A 22,535-nucleotide genomic window follows, 5' to 3' on the forward strand; every position below is an offset into this window, starting at 1 on the left:
GAGCCATCCGCGGCGGGCACCAACCAACGAAGGCGCGGCGGTGAGTGAGCGCAGCCAACCCAAGGACAGTGATTTGGGACTGCTTTCCGCTTCGCAGGTCTGGACCGAACGCGAGTCGTTCCCCCGCCACACCCCGGCCGACCCGCACAACGCCGACGCGCTGCCCGCGTACGAGGCGGCCGCCGCGCGCACGCTGGATGCCGTGCGCGACACCCGACGCTTCCTGCCCGGCTCGACCTACGTCACGTTCCACTGGGCGTTGAGCTTCTACGGCGAATACGCCCTCGCGCCGCTGCTCGACGAGTGCGCCGCGGCGTTGGCCGGCAGCGGCCTGGTGCCGGTGAGCAACGACCGGGTGCACGTCCCGCTGCTGCGCATCGGTTCGGACGCGGACGTGACCGAACCCGAACTGCACCGCATCGAGTGGAAGACCCGCGACTGGGCCACCGAGCAGCACCAGTTCCGGCTCAACGTCGGACCGCCGGTGCTCGGGCCCGGCGGAGTGCGGTTGGGCGTCGCCCCGTGGACGGACCTGATCGAGTTGCGCAACGACCTGCGCCGGTTGACCCGCGAGGTGCTCGGTTTGCGGCCCTGGCTGCGCGAGCTGGTCCCGTTCCGGCCGCACGTGCCGATCGCCTACGCACCCACCGAGCTGCCGGCCGCGCCGCTGCGCGCGCGACTGGCGACGGCGGCCGAGCACAAACCCGTGTCGCTGCGGATCCGCCGACTGACGCTGATCCGGATCGTCCGGACGCAGACCGAGGGTTCCTGGCAGGCGCTCGCGGACATGACGCTGGGCAAGCGCACCTCGTTCTGACTCACGTCGCCGAAGGTCGGTCACCGTGTGCAAAACTCGCCAGGCGCGGGCCGACACGGCCGGCCGAGCGAGGGGAGCGAACGGGTTGCAGTGCGAGGTGTCCGGCGTGCCGGTGCGGGCCGGCGTAGCCGGTTTCCCGTTCTCGGCAGTGGTCGGGATGGACGATCTCAAGCTGGCCCTGGCCCTCAACGCGGTCCTGCCGAGCATCGGCGGTGTGCTGGTGCGCGGCCAGAAGGGCACCGCGAAGTCCACCTTGGTCCGGGCGTTGGCGGGCCTGCTGCCCGAACTCGACGTCGTGACCGGCTGTCGGTTCGCCTGCGACCCGACCCTGGCTGACGACCGCTGCCCGGACGGCCCGCACGGGGCGGACGCGCCGAGTGGCCGCCGCCGGGCGCGACTGGTCGAGCTGCCGGTGGGTGCCGCCGAGGACCGCGTCGTCGGCTCGCTGGACCTGGAACGGGCGCTGGCCGCCGGGGTGCGTGCCTTCGAGCCCGGATTGCTGGCCGACGCGCACCGCGGCGTGCTCTACGTGGACGAGGTCAACCTGCTGCACGACCATCTGGTCGACGTGCTGCTGGACGCCGCCGCGATGGGGCGCGCACACGTGGAGCGGGAGGGCGTTTCGGTCTCGCACGCCGCTCGATTCCTGCTGGTCGGGACGATGAACCCGGAGGAGGGAGAACTGCGGCCGCAGTTGCTCGACCGCTTCGGGCTGACCGTTGAGGTCACCGCCAGCCTCGACCCGCAGGTCCGGGTGGAGGTCGTCCGCCGCGGCCTGGCGCACGAGGCGGACCCGGCAGGTTTCGCCGGGGCCTGGGAGAGCGCCGACGCCGAGTTCGCGGCACGCATCGACCGGGCCCGCGCCCTGGTGGCGGCGGTCGAACTGCCGGAGGACGAGCTGTTCCGCATCGCCCGGGTGTGCGCGGCGTTCGCGGTCGACGGGATGCGGGCCGACCTGGTCACCGCCCGGGCGGCCCGGGCGCACGCCGCCTGGCACGGCCGAGCCGCCGTGAACTCCGACGACGTGGCCGCCGCGGCCCGCCTGGCGCTGCCGCACCGCCGCCGGCGCGACCCGTTCGACACCCCCGGCCTGGACTCCGACGCCCTCGACGAGGCGCTGGCCGATCCGCCGCCCGACCCGGAACCCGACGGCGACGGTCCCGACGGCGACGGTCCCGGCGGTGGCGCCACCGAGGACTCCGCTCACGCTCCCGGCCACGCCCCCGAGGCGCGGGAGCAGCCGAGCGCCGGCCCAGGCGGCGAGCGCACGCAGCCGGCCGGTGCCCCGTACCGGTCCCGATTGCTGGTCGTGCCGTCCCGGACACCCGGGGTGCTCGGGCGCCGGTCGCCGGGCACCAGCACCGTGGGTCGAACCACCGGCGCGGCCCGCCCGGACCGGGCGGACGGGACCGTGGTCCGGCTACCCGCCAGCATCCGCGCGGCGGCCGTCCACCAGCACGAGCGCGGCCGGCGACCCGGTGCGGCACTCGCGGTGCGTCCGGAGGACCTGCGCTTCGCGCGCCGGGAGGGACGGGTCGGGAACCTGGTGCTGTTCTGCGTGGACGCGTCCGGGTCGATGGGCGCCCGCTCGCGCACGGGCGCGGTGAAGGCGGCCGTGCTCTCGCTGCTGCTGGACGCCTACCAACGTCGCGACAAAGTCGGCCTGGTCACGTTCCGCGACACCGGCGCGCGGGTCGCGCTCACCCCGACCTCATCGGTCGAGATGGGCGCCAAGCGGCTGCGGGAACTGCCCACCGGTGGTCGAACCCCCTTGGCAGCAGGACTTCTGACCGCCCGTCAGGTGCTGGCGGCCGAGCGGCTGCGCGACCCGCAACGCGAACCGCTGCTGGTGCTGGTCACCGACGGGCGGGCGAACGCCGGTCCGGAGCCCGTGGAACGTGCATTCGCCGCGGCCCGGGCACTGGCTGCCGACGGCGTGGCCACAGTGGTCGTCGACGCCGAGTCCGGCCCTGTCCGGTTGGGCCTGGCGGCAGGCCTGGCCACCGAACTGGGCGCCCCGGTGGTCCGACTGGCCGAGTTGGCTGCCGGCTTGCCGAACCTGGTGGCGGCGCTGCGCACCGGGGCGGCCTGATGCCGCAGGGCGTGCCCGCCGCTGTGCCGGAGGACGGCCTGACGACCCGTCAGCGCCGGACCCGGCCGCTGTTGATCGTGCACACCGGGGAGAACAAGGGAAAGTCGACCGCGGCCTTCGGGACCGCGCTGCGCGCCTGGGACGCGGGCTGGTCGATCGGGGTCTTCCAGTTCGTGAAGAGCGCCAAATGGCGCGTCGGTGAGGAGAACGCGTTCACCGCCTTGGGCCATTTGCACGCGCAGACCGGTGTGGGTGGCCCGGTCGAGTGGCACAAGATGGGTGTGGGCTGGTCCTGGTCGCGGAAGGCGGCCACCGAGGTCGACCACGCCGCGGACGCGGCCGAGGGGTGGGCCGAGATAAAGCGGCGACTGGCGGCCGACCGGCACGACCTCTACGTCCTCGACGAGTTCACGTACCCGCTGAAATGGGGTTGGGTGAATGTGGCCGACGTCGTCGCGACGTTGGCCGACCGACCGGGACGCCAGCATGTGGTGATCACCGGACGCGACGCCCCGGCCGAACTGGTCGCCGCGGCCGACCTGGTCACCGAGATGACGAAGGTCAAGCACCCGATGGACGTCGGGCAGAAGGGCCAACGGGGGATCGAATGGTGAGTGTGCCCGCCGCAGGCGGCCCGCCACGCCTGGTGATCGCAGCCCCTGGCAGCGGGGCCGGCAAGACTACGGTGGCGATGGGGCTGATCGCCGCGCTGCGCTCGCGCGGCTTCGCCGTCTCCGCCCACAAGGTCGGCCCGGACTACATCGACCCCGGCTACCTGGGGTTGGCGGCCGGTCGCCCGGCACGCAACCTCGACGCCTGGCTGACCGCCGAGTTGCTGATCCCCGGGCTGTTCCTGCACGGCGCAAGCCGGGCGCACATCTCCGTGGTCGAAGGCGTGATGGGCCTGTTCGACGGCGTGGCCGGCGGGGTGGCCGGTTGCGCGGACTTCGGGTCCACCGCGCACGTCGCCCGACTGCTGCGCGCCCCGGTGGTGCTGGTCGTCGACGCAGCCGCGCAGTCGCGTTCAGTCGCCGCGCTGGTCCACGGGTTCGCCTCGTTCGACCCGCAGGTGCGCATCGGCGGGGTGATCCTCAACCGCGTCGGCTCGGACCGGCACGAACGGTTGCTGCGCGACGCGCTGGCCGGGATGGCCATGCCGGTGCTCGGTGTGCTGCGGCGCGACGACACGGTCGCGGTGCCCTCCCGGCACCTGGGTCTGGTCCCGGTCGCGGAACGCGCCCCGGAAGCCACGGCGGCGGTCGCCGCGGCCGGTGAGCTGGTCCGGCGCACCGTCGACCTCGCCGCCGTGGTGGCACTGGCCTCCTCCGCGCCGCGCATGTCCGCGACCCCCTGGGACCCGAACCTGGCGGTCGGGCCGATGCCGCGGTCGCGGTCCGTCGTCCGCCCCCGGATCGCCGTGGCCGGTGGACCGGCGTTCACGTTCAGCTACGCGGAGCACGCGGAACTGCTGCTCGCCGCCGGCGCCGAGGTCGTCACCGTCGACCCGTGCCGCGACGAGGCGCTGCCCGCCGGGACCACCGGTCTGGTGCTCGGCGGCGGGTTCCCGGAGGTCCACTCGGCAGCGCTGTCGGACAACGAACTGCTTCGCAAGGACGTGGCCGACCTGGCCGCTTCCGGCGGGGTCGTGGTCGCCGAATGCGCGGGGCTGCTGTACTTGACCCGCTCGCTGGACCGGGCCCCGATGTGCGGGGTACTGGCCGCCGATGCCCAGATGACCCGGCGCTTGACCCTCGGCTACCGGCGACTGGTCGCCGCGACCGACTCGGTGCTGTGCGCCGCCGGCGACGCCGTCCGCGGGCACGAGTTCCACCGCACGGTCACCAACCCGACCGCCGGTGCCGCGCCGGCCTGGCGGCTGGCCCCGACCGACGTCGACGGCCACGCCGCCGAACCGGCGGAGGAGGGCCATGTGGTCGGCAACGTCCACGCCTCGTACGTGCATCTGCACTGGGCCGGTCGGCCGCGGATCGCCCGACGGATCGTCGCCGCTGCCGCCCGCGCCCGGGCTGTGCAGTGAGCGAGCTTGCGAGTGAACCAATGAGCAGAGCAGCGCTCGGGCACGCCGAGCACCTCGCTTGCGAGGTGTCGGCGTGACCGGTCCGGTCCGCCGCGGACCGGAGGATCCCGCGAGCCTGAACCTGCGGCACCACGGCGACGACGAACTCGTCCCCGGGCTGATCGACCTGGCCGTGAACGTGCGGGTCGGCGGGCCCCCGGCGTGGCTGCGCAAGGTGCTGGCCGACTCGTTGACGACGTTGTCGGCCTACCCGCAGCCGGAGGCGGCCCGTGAGGCGATCGCCGAGCGGCACGGCCGTCGACAGTCCGACGTGCTGGTGACGGCCGGCGCGGCGGAGGCGTTCACCTTGATTGCGCGAGCATTCGCACCGCGGCACCCGATCGTGATCCACCCGCAGTTCACCGAACCGGAGCTCGCATTGCGGATCGCCGGCCATCCGATCGACCGCCTGCTGCTGTCCCCGGAGGACGGCTTCGCGCTGCCCGACTACGGCGTCCCGCCCTCGGCCGACCTGGTCGTGATCGGCAACCCGACCAACCCGACGTCGGCGCTGCACCCCGCCGAGGCGCTGGCCGGGCTGGCCCGACCGGGTCGGCTGCTGGTCGTCGACGAGGCCTTCATGGACGCCGTCCCCGGCGAGATCGAATCGCTGGCCGAGGAAACCGACATCCCCGGCCTGATCGTGGTGCGCAGCTTCACCAAGACGTGGGGCCTGGCCGGGCTGCGGGTCGGGTACCTGCTGGCCGCGCCGGACCTGATCGCGGCGCTGGGGGCGGTCCAGCCGCACTGGGCCGTCAGCACGCCGGCGCTGGCCGCGGCGGCCGCGTGCAGCACGCCGACCGCGCTCGCCGAGGCGCAGGCGATTGCCTCGCGTATTGCCACCGACCGTGCGTACCTGATCAAGCGCCTGGCACAGTTCGACGGCGTGGAGGTCGTCGGGATACCGCAGGCTCCATTCGTGCTGCTGCAGGTCCGCAACGGCCGCAAGATGCGCCAACGGCTGCGGGAACGCGGTTGGGCGGTGCGCCGCGGCGACTCGTTCCCGGGCCTGGGCCCGACCTGGATGCGGGTCGCGGTCCGCGATCCGGCCACCACCGACGGCTTCCTGGACGCCCTGGCCACCGTCCAACTCGAGGGTGCATTCGCCGGAGATCATCGATGAGCGGACTGGAGCCGGGCGACGACGCTGCCCTCTACCGGGTGCTCGCGGCGCGCCGCGACGTGCGCAACGGATTCCTGCCCGACCCGCCCTCCGACGAGGTGCTGTACCGGGTGCTGGCCGCCGCGCACCAGGCGCCCAGTGTCGGCTTCAGCCAGCCGTGGGACTTCCTGGTGATCCGCTCTGCGCAGACCCGGGCACGGCTGGCCGTGCTGGCCGCCGAGGCCCGGGCGAACTACGCCGCCTCGCTGCCCGGCGCGCGGGCGAAAGCGTTCGCCCCGTTGCGGATCGAGGCGATCGAGGCGGCGCCGGTCGGGATCGTCGTCACCTGTGACCCGACCCGCGGCGGTCGGCACACCCTGGGCCGGCACACCCTGCCCGCCACCGCCGCGCACTCGGTCGCCGCGGCGATCCAGAACCTCTGGCTGGCCGCGCGCGCCGAGGGTCTCGGCGTCGGCTGGGTCAGCTTCTTCGCCAGCGACGCGCTGCCGCGGGCCCTGGACCTGCCCGAGCATCTGGAGGTCATCGCCTACCTGTGCGTGGGGCACGTGGCGGAGTTCGGCACGGAGCCGGAACTGGCCGCGGCGGGGTGGGCGCGGCGTCGGCCGTTGGCCTGGGCGGTGCACTGGGAGGAGTACGGATTCCGTGGAGCACCGGGGGAGGCGCCGATGGACCTGCTGAGCGAGACGCTGGCCACGATCGGCCCGGCCGACGAGGCCGCCGCTGCCGAGGCCCGCGTGCGGCAGGACCGGATGACCAAGCCGCGCGGGTCGCTCGGCGTGCTGGAGGACCTGTCCGTCCAACTGGCGGGCCTGGCGGGGACCTGCCCGCCGCCGCTGCCGGAGCCCGCCGCGGTGGCGGTGTTCGCCGGTGACCACGGCGTGCACGCCCAGGGGGTGACTCCCTGGCCCCAGGAAGTCACCGCCCAGATGGTGGGCAACTTCCTGGCCGGCGGCGCCGTGGTCAACGCGTTCGCACGCCAGATCGGCACCGAGGTCCAGGTGATCGACGTCGGGGTGGCGGCCGACCTGGAGGTCCGCCCGGGGTTGCTGCCCCGGAAGGTGCGTCGCGGCACCGCCGACCTGTCGGTGACCGCGGCGATGACCCGCGAGGAAGCGGTCGCCGCGATCGAGGTCGGCATCGAGACCGCCCGCGACCTGGTCGCGGCCGGGAACCGCTGCCTGCTCACCGGCGACATGGGCATCGCGAACACGACCGCGTCGGCCGTCCTGATCGCCGCGTTCACCGGGTCCGATCCGGCGGCGGTCACCGGACGCGGCACCGGTATCGACGATCTGATGCACCGTCACAAGGTCGAGGTGGTCACGGCCGCGCTGGAGCTGCACCGGCCGGACCCGACCGACCCGGTGGGGGTGCTGGCTGCGGTCGGCGGGCTCGAGCACGCTGCCCTGGTCGGCTTCCTGCTCGCTGCCGCCGCGCTGCGGACCCCGGTGATCCTGGACGGCGTGATCGCGGGGTCGGCGGCGCTGGTCGCCTCCGCCTTGTGCCCGGAAGCGCGCGTCGCGTGGGTGGCCGGCCACCGGTCGGCTGAGCCCGGGCACGCGTTCGCGCTCGATCACCTCGGGCTGCGTCCGTTGGTGTCGCTGGACCTGCGGTTGGGCGAGGGCACCGGCGCGCTGCTGGCCCTGCCCCTGGTGCAGTCCGCCGTCCGCGCGTTGGCCGAGGTCGCGACCTTCGACGCGGCCGGCGTCACGGAGAAAGCATGACCTGCCGACACGCCGCCCGACCTCATCGGCATCTTCTGCGTGCGTCCGCGCCCTTCGACGCCCGGGGAAGGGCGCGGACACACGCAGAAGATGGGTATGGGGACGCGGGAGTGCGGGTTGAACGCTGAGCCGGAGTCTTATCCGGTCGGGTTGCGGCTGGCCGGGCGGCGGGTGCTGGTCGTCGGCGGCGGGCAGGTGGCGCAACGCCGACTGCCCAACCTCCTGGACGCCCATGCCGACGTCCTACTGGTCTCGCCGGACGTGCGGCCGGCCATCGAGGCCCTGCACGACCACGGTCGGCTCCGGTGGGAGCGCCGACCTTACGCGCCGTCAGATCTCGACGGGGCCTGGTACGCGCTGGCGCTGACGGCCGACCCGGAGGTCAACGCCGCCGTGGCCGCCGACGCCGAGTCCGCCCGGATCTTCTGCGTCCGGGCCGACGACGCCTCCGACGCGACCGCGTGGACGGCGGCTTCGGGCCGGCACGACGGGCTCACGGTCGCGGTGCTGGCCGGTCGTCGGCCCCGCCGGGCCGCGGCGGTCCGCGACGCGCTGCTCGCCGGCCTGCGGGAGGGCGCCGTCGTCCTGGACGCGCCCGACGACAAACCGGCCGGGGTCGCCCTGGTCGGCGGCGGCCCGGGCGACCCGGACCTGATCACCGTCCGCGGTCGGCAACTGCTCGCACAGGCCGACGTCGTGGTCACCGACCGACTCGGCCCGTCCTCGCTGCTGTCGGAACTGAGCCCGAACGTCGAGGTGATCGACGCCGCGAAGATCCCGTACGGCCGGTTCATGGCACAGCAGGCGATCAACGAGGTGCTGATCGACCGGGCCCGGGCCGGGAAGTTCGTGGTCCGGCTCAAGGGCGGCGACCCGTACGTGTTCGGGCGCGGTCACGAGGAACTGCTGGCCCTGACGGCGGCAGGGATTCCCTGCTCGGTGGTCCCCGGGGTCACCAGCGCGATCTCCGTGCCGGCGTTGGCCGGGATACCGGTCACCCACCGCGGGGTGGCCCACGAGTTCACCGTCGCCTCCGGGCACATCGGCCCGGACGACCCGAACTCCCTCACCGACTGGCAGGCGCTGGCCCGACTGCCGGGGACCCTGGTGCTGCTGATGGCCGTGGACAAACTCGGCGCCATCGCGGCCGCGCTGATCGAGCACGGCCGTGATCCGGCGACACCGGCCGCCGCTGTCCAGAACGGCAGCACCGACGCGCAACGGATTGTGCGGGCGCCGTTGTCCGGCATCGCCGCCGCGGTCCACGAGGCCGGGGTCCGGCCGCCGGCGGTGATCGTCATCGGGGCCGTCGTAGCCGTCGGGTAGGCGTGGAGACCCTGCCGGTCCTCGACCCGGCCGACCCCAGGCTGGCCGACTACGCCCGGCTGACCGACGTCGGACACCGGGTACGCCGCGAACCTGCCGCCGGGGTGTTCATCGCCGAGGGCGCGGTGACCCTACGTCGGGCGTTGCGCGCCGGCTACGCCCCGCGGTCGCTGCTACTGGCCCCCAACCGGGTGGAGCCGGCCACCGCTCTCGTGGCCGAGGTGACCGCGCTCGGCGCCCCGGTCTACGTCGCCCCGCCCGGGGTGCTCGAGGAACTGACGGGGTATCAGGTTCACCGTGGCCTGCTGGCCGCGATGAACCGGCGGCCGTTGCCCGACCCGGCCGACCTGCTGCGCACGGCCCGCCGGGTCGTCGTGCTCGAGGACATCGTGGACCACACCAACGTCGGCGCAACCTTCCGCGCGGCCGCGGCGTTCGGCCTCGACGCCGCCCTGGTCACCCCGTCCTGCGCCGACCCGCTCTACCGGCGGGCCGTCAGAACCTCGATGGGCACGGTGTTCCAGTTGCCGTGGTCGCGACTGGTCGCCTGGCCGGCCGATCTGGACGCGTTGCACGCGGCGGACTTCGTCACCGCCGCGCTCACCCCGGACCCCGGCGCGCTCGACCTGACCGAGTTCGCCGCCGCGGCCCCGCCGCGCCTGGCTTGGGTGCTGGGCACCGAGGGCGACGGCCTGCGGGCGAGCACGCTGGCCGCGACCGACGTCCGGGTCCGGATCCCGATGGCAACCGGGGTCGACTCGCTCAACGTGGCCGCCGCGGCGGCGGTGGCGTTCTTCGCCACCACGCCTCAGTTCATCCGAGAATGAGCCCTACGGTAGGAATTGAGCCCATGGCGGTTTTCGTCTACTACGGTCGGAAGGCCGCCGCGCGCCGCGTCTACGGCGGCGACCTGGTGCTGCTGCGGCGCCGGGCCGACGCCGAGGACCGGCCCGCCGTCTGCTCGGGCCTGTATCCCGGTGGGGAGGGCGATTACCTGCCGCACGCCGCGGTCGTGCTCACCGACGCCGACGAGGCCGACTTCTCCGCGCACTGGTTCGCTCACGCCGATTCCGTCCCCGCCAAGTTCGACCGGTATCTCGCGTCCCGCGGCGACGCCGACGCCAGCGGTGCGCCGTTCTGGTACATCGACAGCGACAAGGCCGAGGTCGCCCGCTCGCCCTGGGCGAACTACGCAAGGTCCGGGGAGGCGCTGAAGTCGCCGGCGCGCTCGGTGCAGCACTACCGCCGCCTGCGCGGCCGGGAACGAGCGCTGGCCCCGCTGTTCGGCCCTCGCGTGCGCACGATCGCGCTGATCGCGGTGGCGGTCGCCGTCGCGGTGTCCCTGCTCGTCACGATCGACCGACGGCCGGCCGCTCTCGGTGGGGTGATCCCGGGCGCGGCATGGATGGCCTACCTGCGGCGCAAGGACCGGGTCCGCCCGGAGTCGAAGGCGGTGCTCGGCCGCGCCGCGCTGGCCGGGGTCGTCTCCACCGCGCCGATCGTCGTGATCGAGGGTGTGTTCAGCCTGTTCGCGCCGTCCCAGGTCACCGCGTTCGGTGCGCTGATCACGGCCTTCTGCGTCGCCGCGTTGGTCGAGGAGTCCGGCAAGGCCCTGTGCCTGTGGTCGTTCCGATGGAACCCGGAGTTCGACGAGCGCTTTGACGGCATCGTCTACGCGGGCTGGATCGGGTTGGGCTTCGCGACCGTGGAGAACGTGCTCTACCTGGCCAACGCCCCGACGTCCGGGGCCTACATCGGGACGTTCACGATCCGGGCGGTGCTCGCCGTCCCGGACCATGCGATCTGGGCCGGCCTGGTGGGCTACGCGGTGGCCTGTCGCCGGTTCGGCGATGCGGGTGCGAATCCGTGGCGGGCGTTGGCGCTGGCTGTCACGATGCACGGGCTCTACGACTCCGGGCCGTTGCTCGCGGCCGCGATGGCGCACTCGGGCTCCGGGAACGCCTTGGTCCGCGGCGCCCTCGGCCTGCTCGGGCCGATCGTGATCACCATCATCGGGATGGTGCTGATCCAGCGGCGGGCAACGGCCGCGCTGGCCGCCGACGCTGCCGAGGAAGCGCGACTGATACCGGCCGGAATGCCACCGGCACCGCCGAACTTCTCGCCCGGTCAGGCCTGAGCCTCAAGCCACCCGCACCCCGCGCGGCAACCGTTTGGCCGGAGTGCGCAGCCTGCGGATCGTGATCACCGTCGCGCCGATCGCCAGCAGGACGTCGAACCCCAGGCCCCACGGCCACACCGGGGCCGCGGCGTTCGGGTCGCCGGTGGCGTTGGTCGAACCCGGATCCCGCGCTCCGCGGACCGCCGCGGCCACACTGGCCAACGGGTCGAACGACCCGCCGATCTGCGAGGAACCGTTGTCCTCGACGGTGACCGAGTCGAGGTTCAGGCCCTTGTGCTTCTCCGGCGCCGCGTCGGCCAGGATCACGTACGGGTTCGGGGCCAGCAGCCACCAGACCTTCTCCGGCCGGATCTCATCGCGGGTCTGGGTCTGGCTGCGGGTGGGGAGGTGCCCGAGATTGAGGTGCCCGCCGCTCAACTGGTACTCGATGGCCGACTGGTCAGGGACCTGCTCGGTCACCGTGTGGCTGCCCCGGGTCGCCGGCAGGGCCACCCCGAAGACGATCAGCGTGCCGACCGTCAGCGCGAACACGCTCAGGTAGGACAGGACGCCGGACAGGCCGGTGCGGCTGACCAACGCCGACCAGCACTGCGAGATCGCCGCGACCACCCCGAGCAGCACCGCCAGCACCAGCAGCGTGACGACCAACCGCCCGACGCCCACACCGCCGGCGAACAGCGTGGCGACGGCCATGGGGACCGACAGCAGCAGGAACACCATCGACACGCCCCAGGCGGCCAGCAACTTGCCCAGCGCGATCTCGGTGGGCGTCAGCAGCGTGACCTGCAGGGTGGCCAGCACGCCACGCTCCCGGTCGCCGTTCACCGACTGCCCGGCCAACGCGGGCACGACCAGCAACGACAGCGAGAGCAGCACGATCATCAGGCCGCCGAAGATCGGCACCCCGCGCTGGTGCAGTTGTGGCACCGAGTTCGCGGCGCGCCACAGCAGCCAGGTCAGGCCGGCCAGCGCGGCGACCCAGAGCACCAGCAGCAGCTGCCACCGGCCGGTCCGCAGGCGCAGCCGGAACTCCTGGGCGGCCACGGTGTGCACGCCGCGCCAGTTGCCGCGCTGGACCCGGAGTGCCGGGGTGGGCGCGAACGTGGTCATCGGTCCTGCTCCGTGATCGCCAGGTAGGCGGACTCCAAGGCGCTGCCGACCGGTCCGATCGCGGAAACTGCGACGCCGTCGCGCATGAGCGCAGCCAAGAGAGCAGCGGCATCCTGGTCGCCACGCAGCACGACCTGCACGCCGGCCGGTTCGACCGTGAACGGCACGCCGTAGTGGGTCAACGCACCCAGCAAGTGATCGGTCGCCAACGCGCGGATCCGCCACGGGGCCGGCTCGTCGGTGACCCTCAGGTCGCGCAGGGACTGTTCGGCGACCGTCCGTCCGCCGGCCACGAACACCACCCGGTCGGCCATCTCCTCGAGCTCGGCCAGGATGTGGCTGGAGATCAGGACCGCGGTGCCGGCCGCGGCCATCGCGCGCACCAGGCCACGCAGTTCGACGCGCGACCCGGGGTCGAGGCCGGAGGCAGGCTCGTCGAGCAGCAGCACCGCGGGGGAGTGCACGATGGCCCGAGCCAGGCCCAACCGCTGCTTCTGCCCGCGGGACAGCACGTGCACCGGGCGGTCGGCGAACTCCGTCAGCCGCACCAGTTCGAGCAGTTCCGCGGCGCGGGCACGCGCCGCGGCCCGGGGCATCCGGTAGGCCGCGCCGACGAAGCGCAGAACCTCACGGGCGCTCAGGTTGTCGTAGGTGCCGAAGTTGTCGGGCATCCAGCCGAGCAGCCGGCGTACCTCCCGTGGGGAGCGCACCGGGTCGTGGCCGGCCACCAGCAACTGCCCGGCGTCCGGGCGCAGCAACGTGGCGAGCATCAGCAGGATCGTGGTCTTGCCCGACCCGTTGGCCCCGACCAGCGCGGTGACGGTGCCGGGCGGGGCCTCGAACGACACCTCGTCGACGGCGACCACCGAGGCGAACGTCCGGCGTACCGAACGCACGACCACCCCGCCGCCGGGACCGGCGGTCGGGGGCGGGGGAACGGTCAACGGTTGGGTGAAGCTGATGGCCGCCTCCTGGCGCCGTGGCGTTCGTGCAGTCCCATGGTCCGTCCCGTGGCGGACGCTGTCCGTCGAACGGCGTAGACCACTAGCTGCCCAGGCGGGTCTTCTGCACCTTGCCAAGAGCGTTGCGAGGCAGTTCGGCCACGAACACGATGCGGCGTGGGCGTTTGTGCACCGACAGGGCTTGTGCGACGTGTGACTCCAGCGCCGCCGCGTCGACGCCGTGCGCGACCACGTAGGCCACGATCCGCTGCCCCAGTTCCGGGTCGGGTTCGCCGACCACGGCGGCCTCGCCGACGCCCGGGTGGGTGAGCAGCGCCGCCTCGATCTCACCGGCCCCGATCCGGTAGCCGCCGGACTTGATCAGGTCGACGCTTGCCCGGCCGAGGATCCGGTGCCACCCGTCCGGGCCGACGGTGGCGACGTCGCCGGTCCGGAACCAGCCGTCGGCCGTCCAGCACGCCGCGGTGGCTTCGGGCCGGCCGAGGTAGCCGTCGAACATCGTCGGGGTGCGGACCTGCAGTTCGCCCGGGTTCTGGCCGTCGGCGGGCAGTTCGGTCCCGTCGTCGGCGACGACCCGGGTCGTCACGCCGGGCAGCGGCACGCCGACCTCGCCGGCCCGGCGCTCGCCGGCGGCCCGGGAGCTGACGGTGATCAGGGTCTCGGTCATCCCGTAGCGCTCGACCGGGCGCTGCCCGCAGTGGTGCATCAGCTCATCGGACAGGGCGGCCGGCAGGCCCGCGCTGCCGGAGACCAGCAGCCGGGCGCCCCGCAGCGCGGCCGCGGCCGCGGGGTCGGCGACCACCCGGGACCACACGGTGGGCACACCGAAGTAGAGACTGCCGCCGGCTGCCGCGTAGGCCGCCGGCGTGGGCCGGACGGTGTGCACGAAGCGGCTGCCCTGCCGCAGCGCGCCGAGCAGGCCGAGGACCAGGCCGTGGACGTGGAACAGCGGCAGCCCGTGGACCAACGTGTCCTCGGCGGTCCAGTCCCAGGCCGCGGCCAGCGCATCGAGGTCGGCGGCGAGCGCCTCCGGTGAGAGCACCACGCCCTTGGGCGGCCCCGTCGTGCCGCTGGTGTACATGACCAGCCGGGCGGCGCCACCCGTCGGCAACGTCGCTGCGGTCGATCCGCCCACGGTGGGGAGGTCGACGCAGCGCAGCGACCCGGCCCAGTCCGGGCGCCCGAGGATGACCTCGGCGGCGCTGTCGGCCAGCACGTGATCGCGCTCCAGCGGCCCGGCGTCGGGCGCGATCGGCACCACCCGCACCCCGGCGGCAAGTCCGCCGAGGACACCGATGACCGTCGCCAGTTCCGGCCGGGCCTCGATCGCCACGGTGCTCGCCCCGGCGATCCGGTCGGCGCAGACCGCAGCCGCGGCCAGCAGCGCCTCCCGGGACACGGCATCGGACCCGACCCGGACGGCGGCGGGGTCGTCGGGGCCGGCCAGCAGGCCGGGGAGCAGTAGTTCGAGCGCGTTCATGGGGCGATGGGCACAGTATCCTGGCGCCGCCACGGGCCGCACGGCGAAGGGAAGTCATGACGCACCTGCTGCTCGAGTACCGCCTGTCCGAGGACTACCTCCAGCGCCGCCCCGAGTTCCGCGCCGAGCACCTGGCCCTGCTCGAGGACTGCGCACAGCGCGGCGAACTGCTCCTGGCCGGTGCCGTGCCCGACCCGTTCGACAAGGCGCTGTTCGTGTGGCGGGAGGACGCCGCCGACGCCGTTCCCGAGTTCGTGGCGGCCGACCCCTACATCCGCCACGGGCTGGTCGAGTCGTGGCAGGTCCGTACCTGGAACACCGTCGTCGGCGCCGCGATGGCGCTGACCGCCGACTGACCGTGGCGCAGTCCTCCTCCGGGCCGGGCGCCGACTACGCCGCCCGACTGGCTCGGATCGCTGCGACCGGGGTGGACATGCACGGGGAGGCGCGGTTCTGCGACGCGCTGCTCGAGCCGGGATCCCGGGTGCTGGACGCCGGCTGCGGCACGGGCCGGGTCGCGGGCCGGTTGGCCGAGCTGGGGCACGACTGCGTCGGGGTCGACGTCGACGCGAGCATGCTCGAGGTGGCGCGGGGAGTTCCGGGGGTGCGCTGGGTGCTCGCCGACCTGGCCGGCCTGGACCTGCCGGCGCTCGGCATCGGTGAGCCGTTCGACCTGGCGGTCGCGGCGGGAAATGTGGTGCCGTTGGTGGACCGGGCCGGCACACCGCGGATGATCGCCTGCTTGGCGGCCCACCTGCGCCCCGGCGGCCTGCTCGTCACCGGGTTCGGGTTGGACACCGCACACCTGCCGCCGGCGGCCGTCCCGGTGGACCTGTCCGACTACGACGCCTGGTGCGCGGCGGCCGGACTGGAACTGACGCACCGTCACAGCACCTGGGACGCCGCGCCGTTCCGTCCGGACGGCGGCTACGCCGTCTCGGTCCTCCAACGGATCTGACGACCCGTCAGGGGTGGATTACCACCTCGAGGTAATCCTGCGGCAGCACCATGGTGGCGTCGCCGGAGATGTTGTTCCGCTCCCCGAACGCCCGCAGCTCGGCCGCCAACGCGGCCGCGCCGTCCGGGCCGACCGCCTCGAACGCCTCGAACGCCTTGACGGTGGGCCCGAACCAGCGCCGGAAGAACTCCAGCCAGAACTCCACCGAGGGCATGACCACCCGGACGGTACGGCGGGTGATCGACAGTCGCGCGCCGGGGAAGAGCTCGCGCAGGTGCTCCTCGGTGCCCCACGTCGTCGGCGGGGTCAGGCCGGGCGGTGGCGGCACATGCTTGCTGACCGTGCGGAACATCTCGCCGACGGTGCCCTCGGGAACCCAGTTCGCCAGCCCGATACAGCCACCGGGACGCAGCACCCGGCGCAGTTCGGTCGCGGCCTCGGCATGGTCCGGCGCGAACATCACCCCGAAGGTCGACAGCACGACGTCGTAGGAGGCGTCCGGCAACGGCAGCGCCTCGGCGTCGCCCTCCCGGAAGTCGATCCTCAGCCCCTCCACCGCGGCCCGCTCCCGGCCGCGGTCGAGCAGCGCCGGGACGAAGTCGACGCCGGTCACGTTGGTGAACCGCCGCGCCGCCGCGATCGCGGTGTTGCCGCTGCCGGTCGCGACGTCGAGCACGTCCTGCCCGGCGCGCAGGTCGAGCGCCTCGCACAACTGCTCGCCGACAATCGTGAACATCGTGGCGACCACGGCGTAGTGGCCGCCCGCCCAGGTGGCCTGCATCCGGGACCTGATCTGAGCCTGATCCGTCATACGCCGAAACTTATGACCCGGCTCCGCGGGTCCGGATCGCCGGTTACTGTCGAGACATGTTCGGGCGGATCGCGACGGCCGCCGTGGTGTGCGCGAGCGCGGTCCTCGGCCCGGGTGCAGTCGAGCCCGCCGTCGCGGACGGCGGGGCGCGCTACGTCTCACTCGGCGACTCCTACACCGCCGCGCCACTGGTCCCGCCCCGTGCGTCGGGCCCCGCGGAGTGCGCCCGGTCCGGCGGCAACTACCCGCACCTGTTGGCCGCGCAACGCGGCCTCCGGCTGACCGACGTGTCCTGCGCCGGCGCCACGACCGCGGACCTGACCGCTTCCGGCGGCGCGGACATCCCGGCCCAGGTCGCGGCGCTGAGCTCGGCCACGCGTCTGGTGACCGTGGGCATCGGCGGCAACGACCACGGCCTGTTCGGGTCGGTCGTCGCCGGGTGCGCGAGCCGGGCGCCGCTGGTGCTCCTCGGGTCGCCGGCGCCCTGCCGCGACGCGTACGCGGCCCGGTTCGCCGCCGACATCAAGGCGGACGCCGCGATCGTGCAGGCCGCGCTGGCTGACATTCACCACCTCGCGCCGCACGCGAAGGTCCTGGTCGTCGGCTACCCGTCGCTACTGCCGCGCGACACGGTCGGCCGGGCCGGCTGTCTGCTCGGCCTGGTCCCGTTCACCCCGGGCGACATGGACTTCCTCGACGGCGTCGAGCGCTCGTTGAACGGGATGCTCGCGGCCGCGGCGAAGGCGACCCGCTCGGTGTACGTCGACACGTACACCCCGAGCCTCGGCCACGACATGTGCCGGCTGCCGGGGACCCGCTGGATCGAGCCGCTGCTGCCGTTGGCGCAGGCCGCGCCGGTGCACCCGAACGCGGCCGGCGAAGCGGCGACTGCCGCCGCGGTGGGCCGAGCCTTACGCTGAGCCGGTGGCGGCAGGCATCCCATCCCGGCTGGCCCAGCACCGCGTGCTGGTGGTGGACGACGACGAGCAGATCCGCACGCTGGTGTCCTGGCAGCTGGAGGCCGAGGGCTTCACGGTTCGCGGGGCCGCGGACGGCGCCACCGCGCTGAACGCCGTCGAGGCCGACCCGCCGGACCTCGTCGTGCTCGACCTGTCGCTGCCCCGCGTCGACGGCCTCGACGTACTGGCCCGCCTGCGGCGCACCAGCGCGATCCCGGTCATCGTGGTCACCGGCCGGGGCGGCGAGACCGACCGCATCGTTGGCCTCGATCTCGGCGCCGACGACTACCTGGTCAAGCCGTTCTCGCCGGGGGAGTTGGCCGCCCGCGTCCGCAGCGTGCTGCGGCGGGCGTTGCCCGAGTCGACCAACGAGCGGCTCACGTTCGGCACGCTGGAGATCGACGAGACCACCCGCGACGTCCGGGTGCGCGGTGCCGCGGTCGAGCTGACCGCCAAGGAGTTCGACCTGCTGGTGTTCCTGGCCCGCTCGCCCCGTCGGGTCTTCACCCGCGCACAGTTGCTGGAACGGGTGTGGGGTTCGGCGACCCAGTGGCAGGACGACGCCACCGTCACCCAGCACGTGCACCGACTGCGGCACAAGTTGGAGGCCGACCCGGGCCGGCCGACCTGGCTGCGGACCGTCCGCGGCGTCGGATACCGCTTCGAGCCGTGAGAGCGCGGGCAGTTCCATGAGTGAGCGCAGCGAGCGAGTCAATGTCACGGTGCACGCCACCTCAGACTCGCGCCGGCAATTCATGGTGCGGCGATGAGCGCCGAGGTCGAGATGCCGGTCGGCGGGCCGGACATCCTGGCCTGGGCCCGTCCGCCCGACGAACTCGACCCGGCCCGCACCGGGGTGGACCACGGGCAGAGCCTGGCGCTGCTCTCGCAGCAGACCGACATCCTCCAGATGCTCGCGGCCGGCGCCGACCTGCCCGACGTGCTGACCGCCGTCACGCTCGCGCTGGAGAGCCACATGCCCGGCACCCGGTGCTCGGTGTTGCTCTACGACCCGCGCGCGCACCGGATGCGGCACGGCGCGGCTCCGAGCCTGCCGGCCGCCTACAACACCGCGATCGACGGGCTGGCCGTCGGGCCGCGGGCCGGATCCTGCGGCACCGCCGCGCATCTGGGCCGCCAGGTCGTCGTCTTCGACATCCCCACCGACCCGCGCTGGGCCGAGTACCGCGACCTGGCCGCCGAGCACAACCTGCGCGCCTGCTGGTCCAGCCCGATCCTCGGCAGCGACGGCGAGGTGCTCGGCACGTTCGCGGTCTACCACGAGAATCCGCACACCCCGACCCGACGGGAGTCCCGGCTGGTCGACCGGTACCGCGACCTGGCCGCCGTGGCGATCTCGCACAACCGAGTGTGGGGCGCGCTGGCCGCCAGCGAGGAGCAGTTCCGGCGGATCTTCGCCGACAGCGCCGTCGGCATGGCGCTGCTGGACCTGCACGGCCGGTTCACCCGGGTCAACCGGGCCTTCTGCGGCCTGCTCGCCCGCCCCGAGACCGACCTGGTCGGCCGGCACTTCGCCGAGATCACCCACCCCGACGACATCGCCCGCAGCGTCACCTCCTGGGCTGCGATGGCCGCCGGTGAGGTGGCCAGCGGCCACCAGGAGAAGCGCTACCTGCGCTGCGACGGCCGCGCGGTCTGGGTCGAGATGGTCGCCTCGGTGGTCCGCGGCCGCGACGGGATCCCTTTGCACATCAGCACCAACGTCGTGGATCTGACGGCCCGTAAGGTCGCGGAGGCCGAGCGCCAGGCCCGGCACGCGGCCGAGGTCGCGCGGGGCTCGGCGGAGACCGCGAGCCGCGCGAAGTCAGAGTTCCTGTCGACGATGAGCCACGAGTTGCGCACCCCGCTGTCGGCGATCGTCGGGTTCACCGAACTGCTCGACACCCTGGACCTGTCCGGGGAACGGCGCACCACCGCGCTGGGCCACATCGGCCGCGCGGCCCGGCACATCATCGCGATCCTCGACGACGTGCTGGACCTGGCGAAGATCGAGGCCGGGGTGGTGTCCATCGATCGCTGCCCGGTGCGGGTGGCGCCGGTCGTGCACGCGACGTGCGAGTTGCTGGAACCGTTGGCCGACCGGCGCGGACTGAGCGTCGACCTGTCCGGAGCCGACCAGACCGTCGCGGTGCTGGCCGACCCCCGTCGGCTGGAACAGGCGTTGCTGAACGTGGTGTCCAACGCGATCAAGTACAACCGGCCGGCCGGTGAACTGCACATCTCGTGCGGGCCCGCGCCGGCAGCGCCGAACCGGGCGCGGATCACCGTGCGCGACACCGGCCTCGGCATCGCTCCGGAACTGCAGCACCGACTGTTCACCCCGTTCGACCGGCTCGACGCGGAACTGCACGGCGAACCCGGCGCCGGCCTCGGGCTGGTGGTGACCGAACGCCTGGTCGCCGCGATGGGCGGGCAACTGGCGCTGCACTCCGAGCCGGGCGTGGGCACCGTGGTCGAGATCGACCTGGACGCCTGGAACGGCCCGTTGGACGCGACTGTCGCGGTAAAGCCTGCTCCGAGCGGCCGCAGGCGTGTGCTTGCCACTGGTTCGGTGCTCTACGTGGAGGACGACCCGGCGCACCGCGAACTGGTCGCCGAGGTGCTGCGGGCGCGACCCGGGATCCGGCTGTGCACCTGCGGCGGCGGTGGCGAGGCGTTGGACGCGTTACGCGCCGACCCGCCCGACCTGCTGCTGCTCGACCTGGACCTGCCGGACCTGCCCGGCGAGGCCGTGCTGGCCGCGGTGGCCGCCGACCCGAAGTTGTCCGGCGTGCCGGTGTGCGTGCTGTCCGGGCGGCTGCCGGACACCCGGGGCGTGCCCGAACCGGCCGCGCGGCTGACCAAACCGTTGGTCCCCGGCGATCTGCTGGGGGTGCTCGACGAACTGCTGGCGCCGGGCGACCGCACGGCCCGCTGACGTCCGACGGGTCGCCGCTGGCTTGCAACGACCCGACGGACCAGTTCAGCGGAAGCTGACGCGTGCGGTCAGCGGCGGCGGGGACCGTTCGCCTGGGCGGTGAGGTCGCTGTTGGGGTCCGCACCGTTGGGGTCCGCACCGTTGTTGAAGGCCCCGTTGCTGGAGGCCCCGTTGTTGGAGGCCCCGTTGTCGTTCGGCCCGTTGTAGGCGCCGTTGTTGTAGGAACCGTTGCCGTTGTTCCAGTTGTCGTCGGTGTTGCAGTCCTGGCTGGTGCTGCTCCCGTCGCCCCGCGTGCAGGTCAGATTGGCGGGGATGTCCACCGAGATGTGGCCGCTGGACAACGACGTCAGGGTGACCGAGGCGGGCAACGTGAAGTTGTCGCGCGGGCAGGCCGGTCCGTTGTCGAAACCGACCGACCCGATCGTGGTCCCCGTCGGCTGGGTCACGTAGAGCACCACATCCTCGTTCTGCGCCGGGCCCGAGGTGAACGTCGACCGGAGGATGTGCAGCCCGATCGCGGCCACGTCGTAACCACTGTTGGCAGCCGACCCTGTGACGCAATACGCTCGCCCGACGGCCTGCTGGGTGCCGTCCGAAAGCTGCACCTGGCCGGCTGCGTGGTACAGCCCGCCCTCGACGTCGCGGATGCTCAGCTGGGCCGTGGTCGTGTTCGGCGTGGTCCCGGTGGTGAGCTGCCCGAATCCGGTGACCCGGGTGTCGTCGCTGCTGCGCGCGGCCTGCGCCACCCCCGGGATCATCACCACTGCGATCGACACCATCGGCACGAATGCTGCTGCGAGTGCTCGACCAGTTCTATTCATCGGTTTCCCCTCTTGTTGCGACAAATCAGGCGCGACGGCCGTTGTCATCCCCCCGCCGCCTCGAGACCAGACGTGATCGTCGAGAAGCCCAGACTTGTGGACGCTTTCGGTGAGGCGCCCGCGACTTTGGCCAAGAGCCGAACCCTCTTTGAGGCCTGATTGCGCCCGGTGCGCGAAGGCAACGGATGCGCATTTGTCGCCGATTCGGAAAGTGCTCGATGTCGGGATTCGCGCCGGTACGGGATTGGCCCGATCGGTGACCAATTTTTGGCAGCCGGACAGGTTTGGCCGGCCCTCGTCCCTATGCGTCCCGAATGCCCAGGTTCCCCCCATGAGCTCCGCACGTCGGACGGGGTGGTGCGCACACGCGGCCCGGGTGCGTTAATGAGGGCAAGCCGGGACGCCACGGAAGGAACTGACGATGGAGTTCAAGGCAGCTGTCGGCAGCCGGCGCACCGTGCGCAGATTCGAGCCGGATCGCCCGGTCGAGAAGGCCAAGATCCGGGCGATCCTCGAGGCGGCCGCGCAACAGAGTCAGCACGGCAACGCGCAACTGGTCCGCAAGGCCGTCGTCGTCACCAAGGGCGAGACCCCGGACGTGATCCGCGACGCGCTGATCGACGCGCTGTACCACCAGCCGCAGGCCGCGGCGGCCCCGGTGGCGATCGTCTGGGTGCAGGACATGTCCGGCTGGAACCACAACCGGGAGAAGGTGCGCGCTCTGCTCGACGCCCGCCCGCCGAGCGAGGGCTGGGAGGCAGACTTCGCCGACAGCGGCCTGGCGCCCGAGGACCTGGTCATCCATCCCGACACCAACAGCGCGTTCACCGAGTGGCTGACCTCGTTCGAGTGCGGCCTGGCCGTCGGCTCGGCGCTGCTGGCCGCCGTCGATGCGGGCCTGGGGACCGGCCTGATCACCGGCCGCCGCGAGGAGATCCGCAAGCTGCTCGACATGCCCGCCAGTTGCACCCCGACCCAGGTCCAACTGGTCGGTTACGCGGCGCAGGGCAGGGCACCCGGCCCCACCCGGCCGAGGCCCGGCTTCGACGAGCTGTACTTCGCCGACACCTGGGGCCGGCCCCTGGCGTGACGCCGAACCGGTGCCGCTCGCCGATCATCGATGATCGTACGGCGCACTCTCATACGCGGACGGCGCACTCTCATACGCGGGCCGTCCGGGAGACCGACACCGAGGAG

The 22,535-nt window shown here is 73.1% G+C and carries 20 protein-coding genes; 15 read left to right on the forward strand and 5 right to left on the reverse strand.

Annotated features, from left to right (window positions below; genetic code table 11):
* Window positions 1–40 precede the first annotated feature (40 nt).
* From VHU88_23330 to VHU88_23370, 9 genes are all read left to right on the forward strand, one after another.
* Complete coding sequence (locus VHU88_23330; protein HEX3614639.1) at window positions 41–817, forward strand: 2'-5' RNA ligase family protein; 777 nt, start codon at window positions 41–43, stop codon at window positions 815–817.
* A gap of 106 nt (window positions 818–923) precedes the next feature.
* Complete coding sequence (locus tag VHU88_23335) at window positions 924–2,909, forward strand: putative cobaltochelatase (protein HEX3614640.1); 1,986 nt, start codon at window positions 924–926, stop codon at window positions 2,907–2,909.
* Window positions 2,909–3,523 carry a cob(I)yrinic acid a,c-diamide adenosyltransferase gene (gene cobO / locus VHU88_23340; protein ID HEX3614641.1) on the forward strand — a complete coding sequence of 205 codons (615 nt, stop codon included), beginning with the start codon at window positions 2,909–2,911 and terminating at the stop codon, window positions 3,521–3,523. Before VHU88_23335 ends, cobO begins: the two co-directional genes overlap by 1 nt.
* Window positions 3,520–4,947 carry a cobyrinate a,c-diamide synthase gene (locus VHU88_23345; GenBank protein ID HEX3614642.1) on the forward strand — a complete coding sequence of 476 codons (1,428 nt, stop codon included), beginning with the start codon at window positions 3,520–3,522 and terminating at the stop codon, window positions 4,945–4,947. The genes cobO and VHU88_23345 overlap by 4 nt, the downstream gene beginning before the upstream one ends.
* A gap of 73 nt (window positions 4,948–5,020) precedes the next feature.
* On the forward strand, window positions 5,021–6,109 hold the full coding sequence (cobC, locus tag VHU88_23350) for an Rv2231c family pyridoxal phosphate-dependent protein CobC (protein ID HEX3614643.1): 1,089 nt from the start codon (window positions 5,021–5,023) through the stop codon (window positions 6,107–6,109).
* Window positions 6,106–7,833, forward strand: a complete 1,728-nt coding sequence (gene cobT / locus VHU88_23355; protein ID HEX3614644.1) for a nicotinate-nucleotide--dimethylbenzimidazole phosphoribosyltransferase — start codon at window positions 6,106–6,108, stop codon at window positions 7,831–7,833. The genes cobC and cobT overlap by 4 nt, the downstream gene beginning before the upstream one ends.
* Before the next feature lie 117 nt (window positions 7,834–7,950).
* Window positions 7,951–9,159 (forward strand): uroporphyrinogen-III C-methyltransferase, encoded by a 1,209-nt coding sequence (gene cobA / locus VHU88_23360; GenBank protein HEX3614645.1) that lies wholly within the window; start codon window positions 7,951–7,953, stop codon window positions 9,157–9,159.
* A gap of 2 nt (window positions 9,160–9,161) precedes the next feature.
* Window positions 9,162–9,986 carry an RNA methyltransferase gene (locus tag VHU88_23365; protein ID HEX3614646.1) on the forward strand — a complete coding sequence of 275 codons (825 nt, stop codon included), beginning with the start codon at window positions 9,162–9,164 and terminating at the stop codon, window positions 9,984–9,986.
* Between the two features lie 23 nt (window positions 9,987–10,009).
* The gene (locus tag VHU88_23370; GenBank protein ID HEX3614647.1) at window positions 10,010–11,296 is read left to right on the forward strand and encodes a PrsW family intramembrane metalloprotease; all 1,287 of its coding nucleotides are present in this window, start codon (window positions 10,010–10,012) and stop codon (window positions 11,294–11,296) included.
* A 3-nt stretch (window positions 11,297–11,299) separates the two neighbouring features.
* Here VHU88_23370 and VHU88_23375 read toward each other — a convergent pair whose 3' ends face one another.
* The 3 genes from VHU88_23375 to VHU88_23385 form a co-directional block, all read right to left on the reverse strand.
* Entirely contained in the window at window positions 11,300–12,409 is a 1,110-nt protein-coding gene (locus VHU88_23375) for a hypothetical protein (GenBank protein ID HEX3614648.1), read from the reverse strand.
* On the reverse strand, window positions 12,406–13,353 hold the full coding sequence (locus tag VHU88_23380; protein HEX3614649.1) for an ABC transporter ATP-binding protein: 948 nt from the start codon (window positions 13,351–13,353) through the stop codon (window positions 12,406–12,408). Before VHU88_23380 ends, VHU88_23375 begins: the two co-directional genes overlap by 4 nt.
* 100 nt (window positions 13,354–13,453) lie before the next feature.
* A complete protein-coding gene (locus VHU88_23385; GenBank protein HEX3614650.1) occupies window positions 13,454–14,851 on the reverse strand; it encodes an AMP-binding protein in 1,398 nt (465 codons plus the stop codon).
* 56 nt (window positions 14,852–14,907) lie between these two features.
* Between VHU88_23385 and VHU88_23390 the strand changes: the two genes are divergently transcribed.
* Together VHU88_23390 and VHU88_23395 are read left to right on the forward strand one after the other, a co-directional pair.
* Window positions 14,908–15,207, forward strand: a complete 300-nt coding sequence (locus tag VHU88_23390; protein ID HEX3614651.1) for a YciI-like protein — start codon at window positions 14,908–14,910, stop codon at window positions 15,205–15,207.
* Between the two features lie 2 nt (window positions 15,208–15,209).
* Window positions 15,210–15,809 (forward strand): class I SAM-dependent methyltransferase, encoded by a 600-nt coding sequence (locus VHU88_23395; protein HEX3614652.1) that lies wholly within the window; start codon window positions 15,210–15,212, stop codon window positions 15,807–15,809.
* A gap of 7 nt (window positions 15,810–15,816) precedes the next feature.
* Here VHU88_23395 and VHU88_23400 read toward each other — a convergent pair whose 3' ends face one another.
* Window positions 15,817–16,620 carry a class I SAM-dependent methyltransferase gene (locus VHU88_23400; GenBank protein HEX3614653.1) on the reverse strand — a complete coding sequence of 268 codons (804 nt, stop codon included), beginning with the start codon at window positions 16,618–16,620 and terminating at the stop codon, window positions 15,817–15,819.
* A gap of 56 nt (window positions 16,621–16,676) precedes the next feature.
* On the opposite strand from VHU88_23400, the gene VHU88_23405 reads away from it, so the two are divergent.
* The 3 genes from VHU88_23405 to VHU88_23415 all read left to right on the forward strand — a co-directional run bounded on the left by VHU88_23405 (window position 16,677) and on the right by VHU88_23415 (window position 20,517).
* Window positions 16,677–17,540, forward strand: coding sequence for an SGNH/GDSL hydrolase family protein (locus tag VHU88_23405; protein HEX3614654.1), 864 nt, complete (start codon window positions 16,677–16,679; stop codon window positions 17,538–17,540).
* Between the two features lie 4 nt (window positions 17,541–17,544).
* Entirely contained in the window at window positions 17,545–18,252 is a 708-nt protein-coding gene (locus VHU88_23410) for a response regulator transcription factor (GenBank protein HEX3614655.1), read from the forward strand.
* 93 nt (window positions 18,253–18,345) lie between these two features.
* Complete coding sequence (locus VHU88_23415; protein HEX3614656.1) at window positions 18,346–20,517, forward strand: ATP-binding protein; 2,172 nt, start codon at window positions 18,346–18,348, stop codon at window positions 20,515–20,517.
* Between the two features lie 68 nt (window positions 20,518–20,585).
* On the opposite strand, the gene VHU88_23420 is transcribed toward VHU88_23415, so the two are convergent.
* Window positions 20,586–21,296, reverse strand: a complete 711-nt coding sequence (locus VHU88_23420) for a hypothetical protein (GenBank protein HEX3614657.1) — start codon at window positions 21,294–21,296, stop codon at window positions 20,586–20,588.
* Window positions 21,297–21,759: 463 nt separating this feature from the next.
* Here VHU88_23420 and VHU88_23425 point away from each other — a divergent pair, with 463 nt between their 5' ends.
* Window positions 21,760–22,428: a nitroreductase family protein gene (locus VHU88_23425; GenBank protein HEX3614658.1), complete on the forward strand. Its 669-nt coding sequence runs from the start codon at window positions 21,760–21,762 to the stop codon at window positions 22,426–22,428.
* Window positions 22,429–22,535 lie beyond the last annotated feature (107 nt).

The sequence above is a fragment of the Sporichthyaceae bacterium genome (assembly GCA_036269075.1).
GTDB lineage: Bacteria > Actinomycetota > Actinomycetes > Sporichthyales > Sporichthyaceae > DASQPJ01.